The sequence below is a fragment of the Micromonospora lupini genome (assembly GCF_026342015.1).
Taxonomy (GTDB): domain Bacteria; phylum Actinomycetota; class Actinomycetes; order Mycobacteriales; family Micromonosporaceae; genus Micromonospora; species Micromonospora lupini_B.
The window spans coordinates 102,118-118,444 of sequence record NZ_JAPENL010000002.1 but is presented as its reverse complement, the minus strand read 5'-3'; the positions used below and the strand labels follow the sequence as shown (position 1 = coordinate 118,444).

Here is a 16,327-nt window from a genome sequence, read left to right as displayed (position 1 = left end):
CGGCGGCGGGCAAGCGGGTCAGCCCTTGACGCTGCCGGCGAGCAGACCTCGCACGAAGAAGCGCTGCAGGGACAGGAATACGACGAGCGGTACAACGATCGAGACGAACGCGCCCGCGGTCAGCCGCTGCCATTCACTGCCCCGGGTGCCGGCCATCTCGGCCAGCCGAACCGTGAGCGGGGCCGTCTCGTTGCCGCCGCCGGCGAAGATCAGCGCGACAAGCAGGTCGTTCCAGACCCAGAGGAACTGGAAGATGCCGAACGCGGCCAGCGCCGGGGTGATCAGCGGCAGCACGATGGTGCGGAAGATCTTCGGGTGGGTGGCCCCGTCGACCCGTGCCGCCTCCATCAGGTCGCCCGGGAGCTGCGAGATGAAGTTGTGCAGCAGGAAGACGGCGAACGGAAGGGCGAAGCAGGTGTGCGCGAACCACACCTGGGCGAACTTCTGCTCGTCGACCAGGTCCCACGCCGGCATCAGGGTGACGCCGCCGAGGGTGACGCCTGTGGAGAAGAACCTCAGCAGCGGCACCAGGGCCATCTGCAGCGGGACGATCTGCAACGCGAAGATCGCGATGTAGAGCCAGTCCCGCCCGCGGAAGTTGATCCACGCCAGCGCGTACGCGGCAAGGGCCGCGAAGGCGAGCGGGAAGAGCACCGACGGGATGGTGATCGCCAGCGAGTTGATGAAGTAGCTGGCGAGCTGCCCCGACGACGACGACCGCCCGAACAGGACCTGCTGGTAGTTCTCAAGCGTGAACTGCGGGTTGGTGAAGGCGGTCCACCAGCCGGTGGTCTTGATCTCGTCCTCCGGCCGGAGGGAGGAGATGAGCAGGCCGAACGTCGGGATGGTCCACACCACCGCGATGACGATCGAGACGAGCGTGGCCGTACGGCTGTTGAGCCGCCGACGAACCCGCCCGGCGGTGGTGGGCGCGGTGCCGTCGACCTTCTGGGCGCCGGCGGCGACGGTGGGCGTTGCGGTCGTCATCTCAGCCCTCCCGCTGCTGACGGAGGTTGCGGATCTGGTAGATCACGACCGGGATGACCAGGATGAAGAGGAAGACCGCGAGCGCGGAGCCCTGCCCGTTCTGGCCGTACCGGAACGCCTGGTTGTACATCTCGCTGGCGATCACGCTTGTGTCGTAGTTGCCGTTGGTCGCGGTCCGGACGATGTCGAAGACCTTGAGCGTGGCGATCGTGAGCGTCACCGCCACCACGATCAGCGCCGGGCGGATGCTCGGCATGGTGATCTGCCAGAACATCTGCCAGGGGCTGACCCCGTCGAGCCGGGCGGCCTCCACGATGTCGCCGGGGATCGCCTTGATCGCGGCGGAGAGCACCACCATGGCGAAGCCGGCCTGGATCCAGACCATGATGACGATCAGCAGCAGCGTGTTCAGGGGTGATTCCAGCAGCCACTGCTTCGGTTCGCCGCCGAGGCTCACCACGATCTGGTTGAGCAGACCGATCTGGTCTCCGTCGCCGCGGTAGGCGTAGACGAACTTCCAGATGATGCTGGCGCCCACGAAGGAGATCGCCATCGGCAGGAAGATCAGCGACTTGGCCACGGCCTCGAACCGGGCCTTGTCCACCAGGACTGCGTAGATCAGGCCGAACGCGGTCGCCACCACCGGGACCAGAACCACCCAGACCAGGGTGTTGATCAGGACCCGGAGCATCGAGTCGTCGGAGAACATCCAGCCGTAGTTGCGCAACCCCACCCAGTTGGTGCTGCTCCCGTTCATCAGGGACAGCAGCATGGTGCGGATGGCGGGCACGACCAGGCCGATGGTGAGCAGCAGCAGCGTGGGCAGCAGGAAGAAGATCGCGAGGATCCCCTCCCGCGGCTTGGACCGGCGGGGGAGAGGAGCTCCACTCGCCGAGGCGGCGACGAGCTGCGCCTCCCGTCGCCGGGCGAACCAGGCCGGTACGACGTCGAGCAGCAGGAGCAGACCGCCCACCACCACCACGAAGGCGACCAGCCCGTACATCAGCATGAGGAGCTTCGGCTGCTCATCGGCGAAGTCGAACTCCATCAATCCTCCCTTCCGGGTCCGGATCGGCCGGTGGCCCGGCCCGCGGACGCGGACCGGGCCACCGCCGGGATCACTTAGGCCAGCTGCTCTCGATGCCCTGGAGCACCGGGGCGGTGGCCTTGCCGTTCAGCCACTCGATCATGCCCTTCCAGAACGTCCCCGCGCCGACGGCGGCCGGCATCAGGTCGGATCCGTCGAAGCGGAAGACGCCGGTTTTGTCCTGAAGGATCTGGACGGAGAGCTTGTCGATCGGGCTGGCCACGTTGGCGATGTCCAGCTTGTTGTTCGCCGTGACCCAGTTGCCGAGCTTCGCGCGGCTGTTGACGTACTCGGCGGAGGCCAGGTAGGTCTGCACCGCCTGCACCTCGGGACGGTCGGCGTAGGCGACGACGAACTCGCCCGCGCCCAGCACCGGCTTGCCCTTGGCGGCGTCGATGGCCGGGAAGTAGAAGGCGAACGCGTCGCCGTCCTCAGCCACCTTGGTGCCCTCGGGGAACTGGTTGGCGTAGAACGACGCCTGGCGGTGCATCGCGCACTTGCCGGTGGTCACCGGCAGGCCCGCCTCCTGGAAGGCGGTGGTGGTGATGCTCTTGACGCCGCCGAAGCCGCCGTTCATGTACTTCTCGTTCTTGAGGATCGTGCCGGCGCGGTCCACCGCGTCGACGACCCGCGGGTCGTTGAACGCGATCTGGTGGGTGGTCCACTGGTCGTAGACCTCGGCGCCCGCCGTCCGCAGGAGGACGTCCTCGATCCAGTCGGTGGCCGGCCAGCCGGTGGCGTCACCGGACTCGACGCCCGCACACCACGGCTTCATGCCACTGGCGGCGATCTTGTCGCTCAGGGCGATGAGCTGCTCCCAGGTGGTCGGGACCTCCCAGCCCTTCTCCTTGAACGTCTTCGGCGAGTACCAGACGAAGGACTTCACGTTGGCGCCGAGCGGCACGCCGTACAGCGTTCCGTTGACGGTGCCGTACTTCAGCCAGTCGGCAGGCATGTTCTGCTCGGCCAGCGCCTTGGTGTCGGCGCCGAGCTGCTTCAGCTTGCCGGCGTCCGCGAACCGCTTCACGAGGCCCGGCTGGGGCACGAAGGCGATGTCGGGCGCGTTGCCGCCGTCGACCCGGACGGGGAGCTGCGCCTCGAACTCGCCGCTGCCCTCGTACGCGATCTCGATGCCGGTGCACTCGGTGAACTGCGACCACGACCGCTCGAGCAGGTCGGCCTCGGCGTCACGGATGGACGCGTAGATGGAGACCTTCTTGCCGTCGTTGCCCTGGTACTTCTCGTATGGGGCGCACTCCGCGGAGCCCGCCTTGTCGCTCTTCTTGTCGTCACCGGTACCGCAAGCGGTGGCGCTGAGCGCCAGCCCGAGCACACCGGCGATCACGAAGGCCTGGCGTGGTCTGGTAAAGACCGCCATGCCGTCCTCCTTCCTAGCCGGCGCGGTCGTGCTGTGACCCGTCGCCGGTCCGATTGGGCGTGCACACATGTAAGCGCTTGCATCCGGTCTGGTCCACCCCCTGTCAGACACGAGCGAGTAACAATCCCGAAACCTCGTGTCCGCTGGGTGGACGCGCTCCCAGTCGGGGATCCCGACCCTTTCGAAGATTGGCGATATCTGTCAGGCTGAGGGCACCTCATCGAAGGTTTTGAACATAGGAGGAAGTGGATGCGTAAGCGGTGGATCAGCGTGCTGGTGACGGGCCTGCTCGCCGGAGGAGTCCTCGCACCGGCGAGCCCGGCGCTGGCCGCGCCGACCTTCAAGGTGCCGTTCCCGTGCGGCCAGTCCTGGTCGGGGCAGACCCGGTCGGACCACAGCCCGGCGTACGCGGTCGACTTCAACCGCACCGACGACCTCGGTGACCCGGTGGTGGCCAGCGCCCCCGGCACTGTCGACCGGGTCACCGACCTCGGCGGCACCAGTTACGGCAAGTACGTCCGGATCAACCACGGAGGCGGCTACTCGACCTACTACGCCCACCTCAACGGCTTCAACGTCTCGGTGGGGCAGACCGTCGGCTACGGGAAGGTGCTCGGCTGGGTGGGCAGCACCGGCGGGTCCACGGGCCCTCACCTGCACTACGAGCAGCGCCTGGACGGGAGCGACATCCAGGTCAGGTTCAACGGCACCCTCGGCCTCTACTGGGGTAGCAAGACCTACACCAGCGACAACGGGTGCAGCTCGGGCACCGGCAACGCCACGGTCGACACCAGTGGCACGCCGCTGACCGTCCGCTCCGGCCCGGGCACCGGGTACGCCTCGGTGGGCACCGTCGCCGACGGCACCCGGGTGACCATCGCCTGCCAGACCAGCGGCACCACGGTCACCGGCACGTACGGCACCAGCTCGATCTGGGACCGCATCGGCAGCGGCCGCTACATCGCCGACGCGTACGTCTACACCGGTTACGACGGCTACATCCCGAACGTGCCCCGCTGCTGACGGACCAGGGGTCCTCCGGCGGGGCTGCCTCCCGCCGGAGGGCCGGCGCCGGTCAGGCGTTCAGCTGCCAGATCGACAGGTTGAGCGCGGCGGCGAACGTCGGCCGGAGGGGGCCCCGCCTCGCGAGATATCTCCATGGTCGAGATATTGCCGCTCGGTCGTCGAGCCAAGCCCACAAAAAAGCGCCGGGGCCACCGCGACCGGTGCTTCTGTCGGGAGGACGAAGCTCCGGCCACGGCGACCCCGACGGGTCCCGGTGTTGTGAAGGAGTGTTTGTCTAAGAGGTACGAACGTCAATTGAAGATGCTGACACCACCCGGGCCGACCAACAGCCCGACGACGATGAGGACGATGCCCCACAGGATCTGCCGGCGGAACAGCGCGAGGATGCCGGCGACCACGAGTACGACTGCGAGAATCCAGAGAATCAGCTCCATGACCTCTGTCTACCCGACCCTCCGATCGGGGAAACCTGGTCGGTATCAAGTTGATCCCCGACATGGAAGACGCTGTACGCCTGCTTGATCACCGGGTGCGCGACGTTGCGGACGCGTACCCCTCCCGGGGTGGTGCCGCGCTCGGTGCCGGCGTGCGCGTGCCCGTGCACTGCCAGCGCCGTGGGCGCCGAGTCGATCGCCTGCCCGAGCTGGTACGACCCCAGGAACGGGTAGATCTCCAGCGGCTCGCCGACCAACGTGTCCGGAACCGGCGAGTAGTGGGTCAGCGCGACGAGCATGTCGCAGTCCAGCGAGCGCAGGGCCGCACCGAGGCGCTCCGCGCTCTCGTTCGTGGTCCGGACGAACGACTTCATCTCCGGCTCGCCGAAGTCGCTCGCGCACCGGCCGGCGAAACCCCCGCCGAAGCCCTTGACGCCCGCGATACCGAGCCGGCCGCCCGCGCAGTCCAGCACCACGCCGTCGCCCTCCAGCACGGTGATGCCCGCGTCCTCGAGCACCTTCACGACCTGCGGCACCTGGTCACACTGGTGGTCGTGGTTGCCCAGCACGGTCACCACAGGCACTGCCAACCCGCCGAACTCCTGTGCCACGCAGCGCGCCTCGGCCTCGGTGCCGTGCCGGGTCAGGTCGCCGGCCAGCAGCAGCACGTCCGCGCACTCGGGCAGCTCCTCCAACGCCGGGCGGAACCGGCCGACCACGTCCTCGTCCAGATGTACGTCGCCCACGGCGGCGATCCGGATCACCATGAAACCTCCCTCAGGGCAGTTGCTCGATCTCCGTGGGCGCCTGGGCGCGGATCACACCGATGTCGCTGTTGATCGGCACGTCCGGGAAGCGCTCCGACACGCGGCGCAGGATCTCCTCCCGCCGGTGCGGGCTCTCCACCTCGCCGTGCAGCACAAGCGTGTCTTCCCGCCGGACGACTGTGATCCCCTGTTCGGCGACTGCCGGATCCTCGGTGAGTAGCCGTTGGATCTCCGCTTCGACGTACTCGTCGGGTGGCGCCGCGCCACCGGCCTGATCGTTCGTCACGGTGTCTCCTCTCCTGCCCGGGCGCCGGGTTCCGGCACCACCTCCAGCCGGTCCAGCAGCATCAGGAACGCCTCGGCGTACGGCGAGTGCTGCGTCTCCTTGCGTACCCGTTCCCAGTCGATCTGCTCCCGCAGCGATCGGGCCAGTGGCAGGCCGCGGGCGAAGTCGCAGTAGTGCTGGGAGAAGCTCAGCAGTTTGTGCACCATGAGCTGGGTGGCGGACAGGACCGGCATGTGGATGGCGTCCACCGGCCGCACGACGGTGTCGGCGAACGTCTCCTCGGTCACCGGCGTCTCGATCGGCCGGTGGATCAGATCCACCATCCGCCCGTCGTCGAAGACCTTGACCAGCCAGTCCTCCGGTGGCCGCTCGGCGCGGAAGCCCGCGGCCACGAGCGCCTCCAGGGACTGCTCGACGTCGGCCTCGCGGATCAGGAAGTCGACGTCGTGGTCGCTCGAGTGGCCGCCGTGGGCGTAGACGGCGAAGCTGCCGCCGAGGGCGAACGGGATCTCGGACTGCTTGAGCACGGCGGCGACCTTCTTCAGGGTGTGCACCAGACTCTCGTCCCCGCGCTCAGCCATCTGGATCTCCCGTCGGTCGTGTTGGTGGACAGGCGGTTGGATTCCAACTCCCGTACCCGGCATTCCGGTCGCCCACACCTGCTGTCGTCGCGGTCGGGTGCCAACGGGGACAAACGGCTGCAAACGTCGCGGGCCGCAAGCATGGGTCGGATAACCTGTCGAGGGTGGCCAGATCATCGGGGATGCGACGCGGCAGGGCCCGGTTGCGCACCGTCGCCCTGATCGGCATCGACGGCTCGGGCAAGACCACCCAGGCGCACCGGCTGGCCGACGCGCTCACCGCCGCCGGCCGTCCCGCCGCGTACCGCCGCAACGCCAGCGGGCGGCGCTGGCTCGGCCGGCTCGCGCACCGCCTCGGCCTCCCGGACGCACAGCGGCTCGTCGGGCGGGACGGCGTTCTGGCGGTGGAGTCCGTGCTGCGCTGGCTCGCCATCGCCGTGGCCCTGCTCAGCTGCCTGCTCACCGGCCGGACGGCGGTGATGGACCGCTACTCGGCCTGCCAGTACGCCAGCATCCGCGCGCACGGCGGGCACCGCTGGGAGCGGCTGGCCCGGGCCGGCTACCGGCTCTTCCCGACGCCGCAGGTGACCTTCCTGCTCGCCGTCGACCCGGTGGTGGCGTACCAGCGCATCGAGGAGCGCGGCACCGACCACGAGTCGATGGGCTGGCTGACAGCCGCGGACACCGCCTACCGGACCCTGCCCGAGTACCCGAGCTTCGTCCTCGTCGACGCGGGCCGTTCGGCCGAGGAGGTGACCGAGCAGATCCAGGCGCACCTGGCGACCTGGCTGCCGGACGACGTCCGCCCCGACCCCACCCGGGGGTCCTCCGAGCGGCCGGCGCCCACCGACGTGCCGCAGCCGGCGCCCCCGCCCGCCCCGGCGCCCCCGCCCGCCGCGCCGGCGCAGGAGCGGGCCGGGCGCGGCGACGGCGCGTCGCTGCTCGTTCAGGCGCGTCCGTAGACCGGAACGCTGGCCCCGGTGGTCGGCGCGGAGTCCGTCGAGGCGAGGAAGCGGATCACCGGCGCGATCTCGGCCGGCGTGACCCAGCGGGAGTGGTCGGCGTCGGGCTGTGCCGCCCGGTTCGCCGGGGTGTCGATGACGCTGGGCAGCACCGTGTTGCAGCGCACGTTGCGGGAGCGGTACTCGACCGCGACCGCGTTGGCGAAGGCCAGCACCGCCGCCTTGGCCGTGACGTAGCCGGCCGCCCCGGCGAACGGGGTGACCGCCGCGCGGGCCGAGACGCACACCACCGCGCCGCCGTCGGCCGCCAGCAGGTGCGGCAGCGCGGCCTGGGTGACCAGGTAGGTGGGTCGCAGGTTGACGGTGAGCATCCGCTCGAAATCCTCGACAGGTGTCTCGTGCACCAGGCCGCCGCTCGCGTACCCACCGACGAGGTTGACCACCGCCCGCAGCGGCGCCGCCGGGTCGCCGACGGCGGCCTCGACGACGCGTGCCGCGCCGGCCGGGTCGGTGAGGTCCGCGACGACCCGGACCAGCGCGTCCGCCGCCGGCTCCGACCCGGGCCCTGTCGCCCGCTGCGGTACGACCACCCGCCAGCCCGCGTCGACGAACGAGGCGACGACGGCCCCGCCGAGCCCACCCGTGCCTCCGGTCACCACCACGCTGCGCTCCGCCATGCGCCACACGCTAGCGTCCGCCGCGACGACCCATCGGCCGACAGGCGCTCTGCCGACAGCAGAGTCGTTGGCGCATTCGGCCGTAGGGAGCGCAGGATCGGCGGATGCGGATCCTGATTCTCGGCGGCACCCGGTTCCTCGGCCGGGCGGTGGCCCGGCTCGCCGTCGCGCAGGGCCACGACGTGACCTGCGCGGCGCGGGGCGTGTCCGGTGTCGTGCCCACCGGTGCGCGGTTCGTGCCCGTCGACCGCGACGAGCCCGACGCGCTGACGCCGCTCGCCGACGACGGCTTCGACGCGGTGGTGGACGTGACCCGCCAGGTCAGCCATGCCCGACACGCGCTCGCCACGCTGGCCGACCACGTCGGTCACTGGTCATTCGTGTCCACGATCTCGGTGTACGCGGACAACACCACCCCGGGGCAGACCGCGGCGGACGCGCCGCTGCTGCCGCCCGCTCCGCCGGACGTGGACGCTCCGGTCGGCCCGGACCACAGGTGGTACGGCGAGTGCAAGGTCAGCATCGAGCGGCTGGTCCGCGAGCGGATGGGCGCGCAGCGGTCGTTCATCTGCCGGGCGGGGCTGATCGTCGGCGCGGAGGACCCGAGCGACCGCTTCCCGTACTGGGTGCGGCGGCTGGCGAACGGCGGGGAGGTTCTCGCGCCCGGACGGCCGACCGACCGGGTGCAGTTCGTGGACGTCGCCGACCTGGCCGGCTGGTTGCTGCACGCCGCCGGCGCCCGCCTCGCCGGCACGTACGACGGCACCGGCCCGGCGCTGTCCCGCGCCGAGCTGCTGACCGACGTGGCGGCCGGTCTGGGTGTGGCCGACCCGCACCTCACCTGGGTCGATCAGGACTTCCTGGTGGCCCACGGCGTACGCGAGTGGTCGGGGGAGCGGGCGCTGCCACTGTGGGTGCGACTGCCGGAGTGGGGTGGCCTGATGGACCGGGACGCCCGGCCGGCGCTGGACGCGGGTCTGACGGTCCGTCAGTTGTCCGACACCGTTCGGGCGACCGCGTCCTGGATGACCGCGCGGCCCGACGCCGTACGGCAGGGTGGACTCGACCCGGCGGACGAGGCGGCGATCCTCAGGGAGTGGCAGGCTGAGCGAAACGCGTGATCCGGGTCGTCGACACTTTTCCCACCACATACGGTCATGGTTGACGCTCACGCTTCGTGAAAGTAAGTTTCACCCGTGGCGAAGAGTCCGAAGATTTCTGCGAGTCACGAGCCCGGTGGGCTGATCGTCCACATCAGCGGGCTGTTGCCATCGCTGTCGCCCGCCGAGCAGCGGGTCGCCCGGCTGGTCGTGTCCGACCCGGCCGCCGCGGCCCGTCGGACCATCACCGACCTCGCCACCGCAGCGGAGACGTCGGAGGCGACAGTCATCCGGTTCTGCCGATCGGTCGGCATGGACGGCTATCCACAGTTGCGCATCCGGCTGGCCGCCGAGGCCGCCCGCCGCATCGAGCCGCCGGACGCCCGGGTCGTCGGCGGTGACATCCCGCCCGGCGCGGACCTCGCCCAGATCATCGCCACCATCGCGTTCAACGACGCCCGAGCCGTCGAGGAGACCGCCGAGCAGCTCGACCCGGCCGTCTGCGAGCAGGTGGTCGAGGCCATCGCGGGCGCGGGCCGGATCGACATCTACGGCGCCGGCGCCAGCGGGTTCGTCGCCTCCGACTTCCAACAGAAGCTGCACCGCATCGGCCGGATCGCCTTCTACTTCCCGGACGTGCACACCGCCTTGACCTCGGCGGCCCTGCTCGGCCGCGGCGACGTCGCGATCGGCATCTCGCACACCGGCACCACCTCCGATGTCATCGAGGTGCTGGAGCAGGCCCGGACGCGGGGCGCGGCGACCGTGGCGCTCACCAACTTCCCGCGCTCGCCGATCACCGAGGTCGCCGACTTCGTGCTGACGACAGCGGCCCGCGAGACCACCTACCGCTCCGGAGCGACGGCCAGCAGGCTCGCCCAGCTCACAGTCGTCGACTGCCTGTTCGTCGGGGTGGCCGCCCGCAACCGGTCCCGGGCCCGCAAGGCCCTAGAGGCGACCGCCGAGGCGGTCCAGTCGCACCGGGTAGGTGCCAGCCGGAGGCGGGCGTGACGCCCGGTTCGGTGGAGCCGGACGCGAACATGTCAGCACCACCCGCCCGCCCGACGGTCCGGGTGGGCGCACCCACCGAACGTCGCAATCCCCTCAGCGTCGACCTCGATCTGATGTCGACGCGGGACGTGCTCACCGTGATCAACGAGGCCGACCGGCGAGTGCCGGCGGCGGTCGCCGCGGTGCTCGACGAGATCGCCACCACCGTTGACCTGGCGGTGGCGGCCCTGCGCGGCGGGCACCGGGTGCACTACTTCGGGGCCGGCACCTCCGGTCGGCTGGGCGTGCTCGACGCGGCCGAGCTGGCCCCCACCTTCAACTCCCCGCGGCACTGGTTCTGCGCCCACCTGGCCGGCGGCGCGGACGCCATGTGGCGGGCCGTGGAGGACGCCGAGGACGACGACCGGGGCGGGGCGGACGAGGCCGCCGGGTGTGTGCGCCCCGGTGACCTGGTGGTCGGTCTGGCGGCAAGCGGACGCACCCCGTACGTCCTCGGGGCGCTCGCCGCGTCCCGCGCCGCGGGGGCCTCGACGGTGCTGCTGTGCGCCAATCCGGAGGCGGAGGCCGCCCGGTCGGTGGACGTGTTCATCGGGGTGGACACCGGACCTGAGGTGGTCACCGGCTCGACCCGGATGAAGGCGGGCACCGCGCAGAAACTGGTGCTGAACACGTTCTCGACCGCCGTCATGGTGCGCCTGGGCCGCGTCTACTCGAACCTCATGATCGATATGGTGGCCACCAACGCGAAGCTCCGGGGACGAATGATCTCGATCCTGGTCGAGGCGACAGGCTGCTCGGAGGAGGTCTCCCGGCGGGCCCTCGGCGAGGCCGACGGCGACCTGAAGACGGCGCTGGTCTCGTTGGTCTCCGGAGCCGAGGTGGCCGCCGCCCGAGCCGCCCTGGCGCGCTCCGCCGACCAGGTTCGCGGGGCTCTCGCCCTGCTCGCCTCCTAGCCCCGCACCGCCCGGGAAGCGAACGGGGCTCCGGATTGTTCACCGGGGCGGGGGGTAATCACACCGCGTGGATGAACCGACCGGTCCATCGCTGCGTATCTGGCAGTGACCAGGATCGCAGCGCGGAGGTGACCCGGGTCGCTGTGCCGGTGCCGCGGCGGTGTTGCCATGGTGCGGGCGATAGGCGATTCGTCGACCCACCAACCCGTTCGAGGTGCCCAGCGGCGAGCCACCCGACGGGTGCTGACAGCAAACATGGACCGTGCTCTCAGCAACTACTCAGGCATTCGTGACACTTTCGACTCACGACATGGAATCCCCGACACGTCTCATCTGTTGTGTAGGTGTCAGCGACGGTGGGCACAGCAGAAGTTACCAGGGGCTGACCGGACGTGGGGAATGGCAAGGAACCGGGCAACCGGCGCGAGCGAGGGGACCGTGGGCAACGTGGACAAGAACATCGGCATGCGCACCGACGAGGTTGCCGAGGAGCGCGACCTGGTCGGCGTCTACCTGCACGAGATCTCCCGGACGCCACTGCTGGACGCCGCCAAGGAGGTCGATCTCTCCAAGGCGATCGAAGCCGGCCTCTACGCCGAGCACCTGCTCGGCGAGGACGCCGTTCCCGACGGTGTCGACCGGGCCGACCTGGAGCGGCTTGTCGTCGAGGGTGAGCGCGCGAAGGACCTCTTCATCCGCGCCAACCTGCGACTTGTGGTGTCGATCGCGCGTCGTTACGTGCGCTCGGGCATGCCCATGCTGGACCTGATCCAGGAGGGCAACACCGGCCTCGTCCGGGCGGTCGAGAAGTTCGACTACGAGCGTGGTTACAAGTTCTCCACCTACGCCACCTGGTGGATCCGCCAGGCCATCAGCCGGGCGATCGCCCAGCAGGAGCGCACCGTCCGACTGCCGGTGCACCTGGTGGAGGACGTCAACCGGATGCGCAACGTGACCCGGCAGCTCACCCGTGAGCTGGGCAGCGACCCGGAGCCGGAGCAGATCGCCGCGTCGCTCGGCGTCACCGTCGAGCGGGTCAACGAGCTGCGCCGCTGGTCGCAGGACACCGTCTCGCTGGACACCCCGGTGGGCGACGACGGCGACACGAACCTCGGCGACCTGGTCGCCGACAGCGACGCGCCGTCGCCTGAGGACATCGTCCTCAGCGGCCTGGAGCGGCAGCGGATCGAGGGGCTGCTCAACCACCTCGACGACCGGTCGGCCGGCATCATGCGGGCCCGCTACGGGCTGGAGGACGGCCGCGAGCACTCGCTGACCGAGGTCGCGTCCCGCTTCTCGCTGTCCCGTGAGCGGATCCGGCAGCTGGAGATCCAGGCCCTCGGCCGGCTCCGGGAGCTGGCCCGGGCGGAGGGGCTGCAGGCAGCCTGACCTGGTAGTAATGACGGCGAACGGCCGGCGTCCGATAGGGGGACGCCGGCCGTTCGCCGTGTCGGGTCGGTCAGCGGACCCGGCCGTAGCCGTGGATGGACATCATGTTCATGCCGCGCTTGAGCACGTTACGACCGGCGCTCGGCGCGTCGATGACCTGGCCGTCGCCCACGTAGAGAGCGACGTGCCCGAGCCCGCTGTAGAAGATCAGGTCTCCCGGGCGCAGGTCACCCCGACCGATGTGGGCCACCGCGCCCCACTGCATCCGGGCGCTGTGCGGCAGCGATCTGCCGGCCGCCCGCCAGGCCGCGAGGGTCAGCCCGGAACAGTCGTAGCCGTTCGGACCCTCACCGGCCCAGACGTACGGCTTGCCGATCGCCCCGAACGCGTAGCGCACCGCCGCGCCGGCGTCCCCGGCCACGGCGGGCACGTTCTTGGCCTCGGCCTGCGCCGCCTTGGGCGCGGGTTTCTCGGTGGCGGCGCCGTACGCCTGTCGACGCAGCTCGTACAGCTTGGCCAGGTCACCCTCGATGCGCTTCTTGCCGGCCGCAAGCTCGCGGGCCTGCGCGGCCTGCCGGGCCAGCGTGGCGTCCAGGCGGGTCTTCTCGTCGAGCAGCCGCCGCTGGTTCGCTGTGAAACCGGAGATGCGCTCCTGGCGCTGGCGGGTCAGTTGGTCGAGGGTGCCGAGTCGGTCGAGCAGAGCGACGGAGCCGCCGGGACGCAGCAGCGCGTCCACGGTACGCAGGCTACCGCTCTTGTAGGCCGTGTTGGCGAGTGCCGCTACGTCGGCCCGGCTCTGCTCGGCCTGCTGTTCGAGAGGGCCGATACGGGCCTGTAATCGGGCCACCGCGGTCTTGTTGACCTTGATGTCCTCGGCGAGCTTGTTGTACGACTCCACGATCCGTTCCAACTCGGCCGAGGACGTCTCGATCCGGTTGGTCAGGTCGGCGGGGGACGGCTCGGCGTGAGCCACCGCCGTCGGGGCGATCAGCGCGGCCGACATGCCGGCCAGCACTGCGGTGCGCAGCAGGGTTCTCAGGGATGACAAGAGCGAAGGGCTCCTCTCCCACGGCCGCCGACGGGGCTGCTGACGCCCTCGGCGACACCGGCCGGGGCCACCCGGGTGGATGGCACTGGGCCGGACCGGCTCGCCCAACCTAACCCGGGACGGTTGTGCCGCGCAGTTGAAGCAGGGGCGAATGTTGGCGAAGTGGCGGGAAGTGCCCCTGCTCCCGGTGACACCAGCGGGGCTGCTGACACGTGGCGGAGCGCCGTTTCGCATCCGTTGACCGATATCTGACTTTCGTCGTTCCGGGCGCATGCCGCCGGATGGTCACCGCCAATATCCGATAAAAGCTGAAATGGATGCTGTTTCGAGGCCATGTCGCCCGGGTGGGTCACCGGCTCGGAACCGTAAATGCCCAGGTGGAGTGGCGGTGCCCCAGAACAATGGAGCCGCAGCCGGGAATCCCGTCCCCGGGCAGCGATGCCCGCCACGGTCCCGAACCCGGCAGACCGCCCCACGGGAGGAACCGTGAATCGTGAAGGCGCAAAGACGCGACCGCAACGAACGGTGCCCGGAGCCAGGTCCACGCTGCTGTACGCGCGGCCCGGCATCATCGTCACCGTCGACCGGTTCACCGTCGGCCGCACCAGCTATCGCATCGTCGACCTGACCCACCTGCGCACCACCCGGGGCGCGCACGACCGGATCGCCGTCCGGGCCGTCGTGGTCACCGCAGCCATGATCGGCGCGGTGGGCCTGCTCCTCGGCTTCAGCGGCGGCCTGCAACGGTTGACCGCCGAGGCGTACCTCATCCTCGGGGCGGTGCTCCTGCTGCCGGTGGCACTCGCCCTGGTCGGCGACCGCTGGCGCCCACCGCCGTACGAGCTGTGGGGATGGCACCGGGGCGCGGAGGTGCTGCTGTTCAGCGCCGACGACGAGCGGCAGTTCGGTCAGGTCACCCGGGCACTGCTGCGCGCCCGGGAGGTCAACCGGTACGGCGGCTTGGTCGACCCCCTCGCCTCGGCCGACCCGTGGCGGCCCCGCCGCTGAACCAGACCCGTCGCGGGGCCGGTCAGCCGGCGACCGGCTCCGGCGTACGGGTCGCGGGCCGGTCCAGCCAGGCGGTGACGCGACGCTCGGCGTAGAACGAGACGAACGGCACGGTGCCGGCAAGCATCACCAGGAGCATCCGCTTCAGTGGCCAGTCGGCGCGGCGGCTCAGGTCGAACGCGGCCACCAGGTAGATCATGTAGAGGAAGCCGTGCGCCGGGCCGACCGTCTCCACCACCACCGGGTTGTCGAACGCGTACTTCAGTGGCATGCCGACAACGACAAGCAGGATCAGCACCACGCCCACGATCCAGGCGATCACGCGGTACCGGGTAAGGGCTGCGCCCACCTTGTCCGTCCTTCCGAGTCCGGCTCAGCCGGGATAGTCACCGGGCCGGGCGCCCGGATTGGCGTTCAACCATGACAGGTAGTCGTTGTAGGCGGCCAGGTCGGCGTCGTCGCCGAGCGCCGCGTCGACAGGCACCCGGGCCACCCGCACCGGTCGGCGTACCGCCGGTCGGGAGCCGATGGTCGCGGCCGGCGGCGGCTCGACGGCGGCTGTGTCGGCGGGGTCCGCCGGCGGCTCGGCGGCCGCCTCCGCGTTGCGGCGGGCCAGCCGCACCTCGCGCCACCAGACGTAGATCACGAAGCCGGCGAAGATCGGCCACTCGACGGCGTACCCCCAGCTGAGGCTGTTGCCGGCCGCGGCCCGGCTGATCTGCCACCAGCCCAGCCCGAGGAAGCCCACGACCAGCACGACCATGGCCACGTGACGTGCGATCCACGCCGGGGTCCAGAGCCACCTCATGGCGTCGAGGGTACCGGGGACGACGGCGCTCTCCGACGCGGTGTCGTAGGTGCCACGCGGGCGGGAGGGTTTGGCGTCACCAGGTGTGGGCATCCGTCTAGACGCCAGCCCAAACGAGACCAGGGGGGCGATGATGACCGGATCGGTACGCGAGGACGACTTTCCGTCCAGCGGCAGCACGGAAACGAGCCCGGAGCAGCGGGTGCCCGAGTGGGGCGGCGACCACCTCGCCGACTCCGGCGGCGCCGATCTCGACGGCGACGCGCTCGGCGTCGACCCGACGGAGCTGACCGACGACGATCTGATCCGCGAGATGCACAGCCTGCACCGCACCCGGCTGGACACCCTCCGGCACGCGGCGGACTCCGCGCTCGCCAACCACCTGCGGCGCACGGCCGAACTGGAGACCGAGTACCTCGCCCGGCACCCGGGCCGGGAGGTCGACCCGAGCCGCCTGCGGGACGCCTGATGCCGGCACGAGCCGTCCGCGGCATGTCCGCGCCACCCGAGGTGGTGTTCAACACGGCCACCGACCCGGCTCGGGCCTCGGCCTGGTTGCCTGCGCCGCTGCGCGGCGACGGGAGCCCTCCCGCCGAGATCAGCGGCGAGGAGTTGCGCGCCCGCTGGGGCGACGCCGACTGGGCCGCCGAGATCCGGGTGGATCCGGCCGACTCCGGCGGCGCCCGGATCCAGCTCGACCTGACCGACGGCTCGGGCTCCGACCCGGACCAGTTGGCCGACGAGGCGCTCGCCAACCTCGCCCGCGAGGTCGCCGACAACCTCCAGGCCGGCTGAGACCGTCACCGACTGCCGCATTCGCACCAC

The 16,327-nt window shown here is 70.5% G+C and carries 20 protein-coding genes; 9 read left to right on the top strand and 11 right to left on the bottom strand.

Annotation, left to right across the window (positions count from 1 at the left end; all coding sequences use genetic code 11):
• Window positions 1–18: 18 nt before the first annotated feature.
• The 3 genes from OOJ91_RS15355 to OOJ91_RS15345 form a co-directional block, all read right to left on the bottom strand.
• Window positions 19–987: a carbohydrate ABC transporter permease gene (locus tag OOJ91_RS15355; protein ID WP_266245631.1), complete on the bottom strand. Its 969-nt coding sequence runs from the start codon at window positions 985–987 to the stop codon at window positions 19–21.
• Window position 988: 1 nt separating this feature from the next.
• The gene (locus tag OOJ91_RS15350; RefSeq protein WP_266245630.1) at window positions 989–2,035 is read right to left on the bottom strand and encodes a carbohydrate ABC transporter permease; all 1,047 of its coding nucleotides are present in this window, start codon (window positions 2,033–2,035) and stop codon (window positions 989–991) included.
• A 70-nt stretch (window positions 2,036–2,105) separates the two neighbouring features.
• A complete protein-coding gene (locus OOJ91_RS15345) occupies window positions 2,106–3,452 on the bottom strand; it encodes an ABC transporter substrate-binding protein (protein WP_266245629.1) in 1,347 nt (448 codons plus the stop codon).
• 249 nt (window positions 3,453–3,701) lie between these two features.
• On the opposite strand from OOJ91_RS15345, the gene OOJ91_RS15340 reads away from it, so the two are divergent.
• Window positions 3,702–4,475 (top strand): peptidoglycan DD-metalloendopeptidase family protein, encoded by a 774-nt coding sequence (locus tag OOJ91_RS15340; protein WP_266245628.1) that lies wholly within the window; start codon window positions 3,702–3,704, stop codon window positions 4,473–4,475.
• 293 nt (window positions 4,476–4,768) lie between these two features.
• Here OOJ91_RS15340 and OOJ91_RS15335 read toward each other — a convergent pair whose 3' ends face one another.
• Genes OOJ91_RS15335 through OOJ91_RS15320 form a run of 4 tightly spaced genes read right to left on the bottom strand, consistent with a single transcriptional unit; the run spans window position 4,769 to window position 6,609 of the window.
• Window positions 4,769–4,912, bottom strand: coding sequence for a GPGG-motif small membrane protein (locus tag OOJ91_RS15335; RefSeq protein ID WP_007464364.1), 144 nt, complete (start codon window positions 4,910–4,912; stop codon window positions 4,769–4,771).
• Window positions 4,903–5,679, bottom strand: a complete 777-nt coding sequence (locus tag OOJ91_RS15330) for a metallophosphoesterase family protein (RefSeq protein WP_266245622.1) — start codon at window positions 5,677–5,679, stop codon at window positions 4,903–4,905. Before OOJ91_RS15330 ends, OOJ91_RS15335 begins: the two co-directional genes overlap by 10 nt.
• A gap of 10 nt (window positions 5,680–5,689) precedes the next feature.
• Window positions 5,690–5,965: a hypothetical protein gene (locus OOJ91_RS15325; protein WP_266245620.1), complete on the bottom strand. Its 276-nt coding sequence runs from the start codon at window positions 5,963–5,965 to the stop codon at window positions 5,690–5,692.
• A complete protein-coding gene (locus tag OOJ91_RS15320; RefSeq protein ID WP_266245618.1) occupies window positions 5,962–6,609 on the bottom strand; it encodes a nucleotidyltransferase family protein in 648 nt (215 codons plus the stop codon). The genes OOJ91_RS15325 and OOJ91_RS15320 overlap by 4 nt, the downstream gene beginning before the upstream one ends.
• 119 nt (window positions 6,610–6,728) lie before the next feature.
• Between OOJ91_RS15320 and OOJ91_RS15315 the strand changes: the two genes are divergently transcribed.
• Window positions 6,729–7,508: a dTMP kinase gene (locus tag OOJ91_RS15315; protein WP_266249710.1), complete on the top strand. Its 780-nt coding sequence runs from the start codon at window positions 6,729–6,731 to the stop codon at window positions 7,506–7,508.
• Here OOJ91_RS15315 and OOJ91_RS15310 read toward each other — a convergent pair.
• Window positions 7,493–8,185 (bottom strand): SDR family NAD(P)-dependent oxidoreductase, encoded by a 693-nt coding sequence (locus tag OOJ91_RS15310; protein WP_266245617.1) that lies wholly within the window; start codon window positions 8,183–8,185, stop codon window positions 7,493–7,495. The two genes, OOJ91_RS15315 and OOJ91_RS15310, sit on opposite strands and share 16 nt — an antisense overlap.
• Window positions 8,186–8,289: 104 nt before the next feature.
• Here OOJ91_RS15310 and OOJ91_RS15305 point away from each other — a divergent pair, with 104 nt between their 5' ends.
• The 4 genes from OOJ91_RS15305 to OOJ91_RS15290 all read left to right on the top strand — a co-directional run bounded on the left by OOJ91_RS15305 (window position 8,290) and on the right by OOJ91_RS15290 (window position 12,638).
• Entirely contained in the window at window positions 8,290–9,306 is a 1,017-nt protein-coding gene (locus OOJ91_RS15305) for an NAD-dependent epimerase/dehydratase family protein (RefSeq protein ID WP_266245615.1), read from the top strand.
• A 75-nt stretch (window positions 9,307–9,381) separates the two neighbouring features.
• The gene (locus OOJ91_RS15300; protein WP_266245613.1) at window positions 9,382–10,296 is read left to right on the top strand and encodes a MurR/RpiR family transcriptional regulator; all 915 of its coding nucleotides are present in this window, start codon (window positions 9,382–9,384) and stop codon (window positions 10,294–10,296) included.
• A gap of 29 nt (window positions 10,297–10,325) precedes the next feature.
• Entirely contained in the window at window positions 10,326–11,249 is a 924-nt protein-coding gene (gene murQ, locus OOJ91_RS15295) for an N-acetylmuramic acid 6-phosphate etherase (RefSeq protein ID WP_266245611.1), read from the top strand.
• A gap of 399 nt (window positions 11,250–11,648) precedes the next feature.
• Window positions 11,649–12,638, top strand: coding sequence for a sigma-70 family RNA polymerase sigma factor (locus tag OOJ91_RS15290; protein ID WP_083915936.1), 990 nt, complete (start codon window positions 11,649–11,651; stop codon window positions 12,636–12,638).
• A 70-nt stretch (window positions 12,639–12,708) separates the two neighbouring features.
• Here OOJ91_RS15290 and OOJ91_RS15285 read toward each other — a convergent pair whose 3' ends face one another.
• Complete coding sequence (locus OOJ91_RS15285; protein ID WP_439117070.1) at window positions 12,709–13,686, bottom strand: NlpC/P60 family protein; 978 nt, start codon at window positions 13,684–13,686, stop codon at window positions 12,709–12,711.
• Between the two features lie 525 nt (window positions 13,687–14,211).
• Here OOJ91_RS15285 and OOJ91_RS15280 point away from each other — a divergent pair.
• Window positions 14,212–14,694: a DUF6232 family protein gene (locus OOJ91_RS15280; protein ID WP_266245608.1), complete on the top strand. Its 483-nt coding sequence runs from the start codon at window positions 14,212–14,214 to the stop codon at window positions 14,692–14,694.
• Between the two features lie 22 nt (window positions 14,695–14,716).
• On the opposite strand, the gene OOJ91_RS15275 is transcribed toward OOJ91_RS15280, so the two are convergent.
• Together OOJ91_RS15275 and OOJ91_RS15270 are read right to left on the bottom strand one after the other, a co-directional pair.
• On the bottom strand, window positions 14,717–15,043 hold the full coding sequence (locus tag OOJ91_RS15275) for a DUF3817 domain-containing protein (protein ID WP_266245607.1): 327 nt from the start codon (window positions 15,041–15,043) through the stop codon (window positions 14,717–14,719).
• Between the two features lie 24 nt (window positions 15,044–15,067).
• Window positions 15,068–15,502 carry a hypothetical protein gene (locus OOJ91_RS15270; RefSeq protein WP_266245606.1) on the bottom strand — a complete coding sequence of 145 codons (435 nt, stop codon included), beginning with the start codon at window positions 15,500–15,502 and terminating at the stop codon, window positions 15,068–15,070.
• Between the two features lie 130 nt (window positions 15,503–15,632).
• Between OOJ91_RS15270 and OOJ91_RS15265 the strand changes: the two genes are divergently transcribed.
• Both OOJ91_RS15265 and OOJ91_RS15260 read left to right on the top strand, forming a co-directional pair.
• Window positions 15,633–15,971 carry a DUF6158 family protein gene (locus tag OOJ91_RS15265; protein WP_266245605.1) on the top strand — a complete coding sequence of 113 codons (339 nt, stop codon included), beginning with the start codon at window positions 15,633–15,635 and terminating at the stop codon, window positions 15,969–15,971.
• Window positions 15,971–16,297 (top strand): hypothetical protein, encoded by a 327-nt coding sequence (locus tag OOJ91_RS15260; RefSeq protein ID WP_266245603.1) that lies wholly within the window; start codon window positions 15,971–15,973, stop codon window positions 16,295–16,297. Before OOJ91_RS15265 ends, OOJ91_RS15260 begins: the two co-directional genes overlap by 1 nt.
• The last annotated feature ends 30 nt before the right edge of the window (window positions 16,298–16,327 follow it).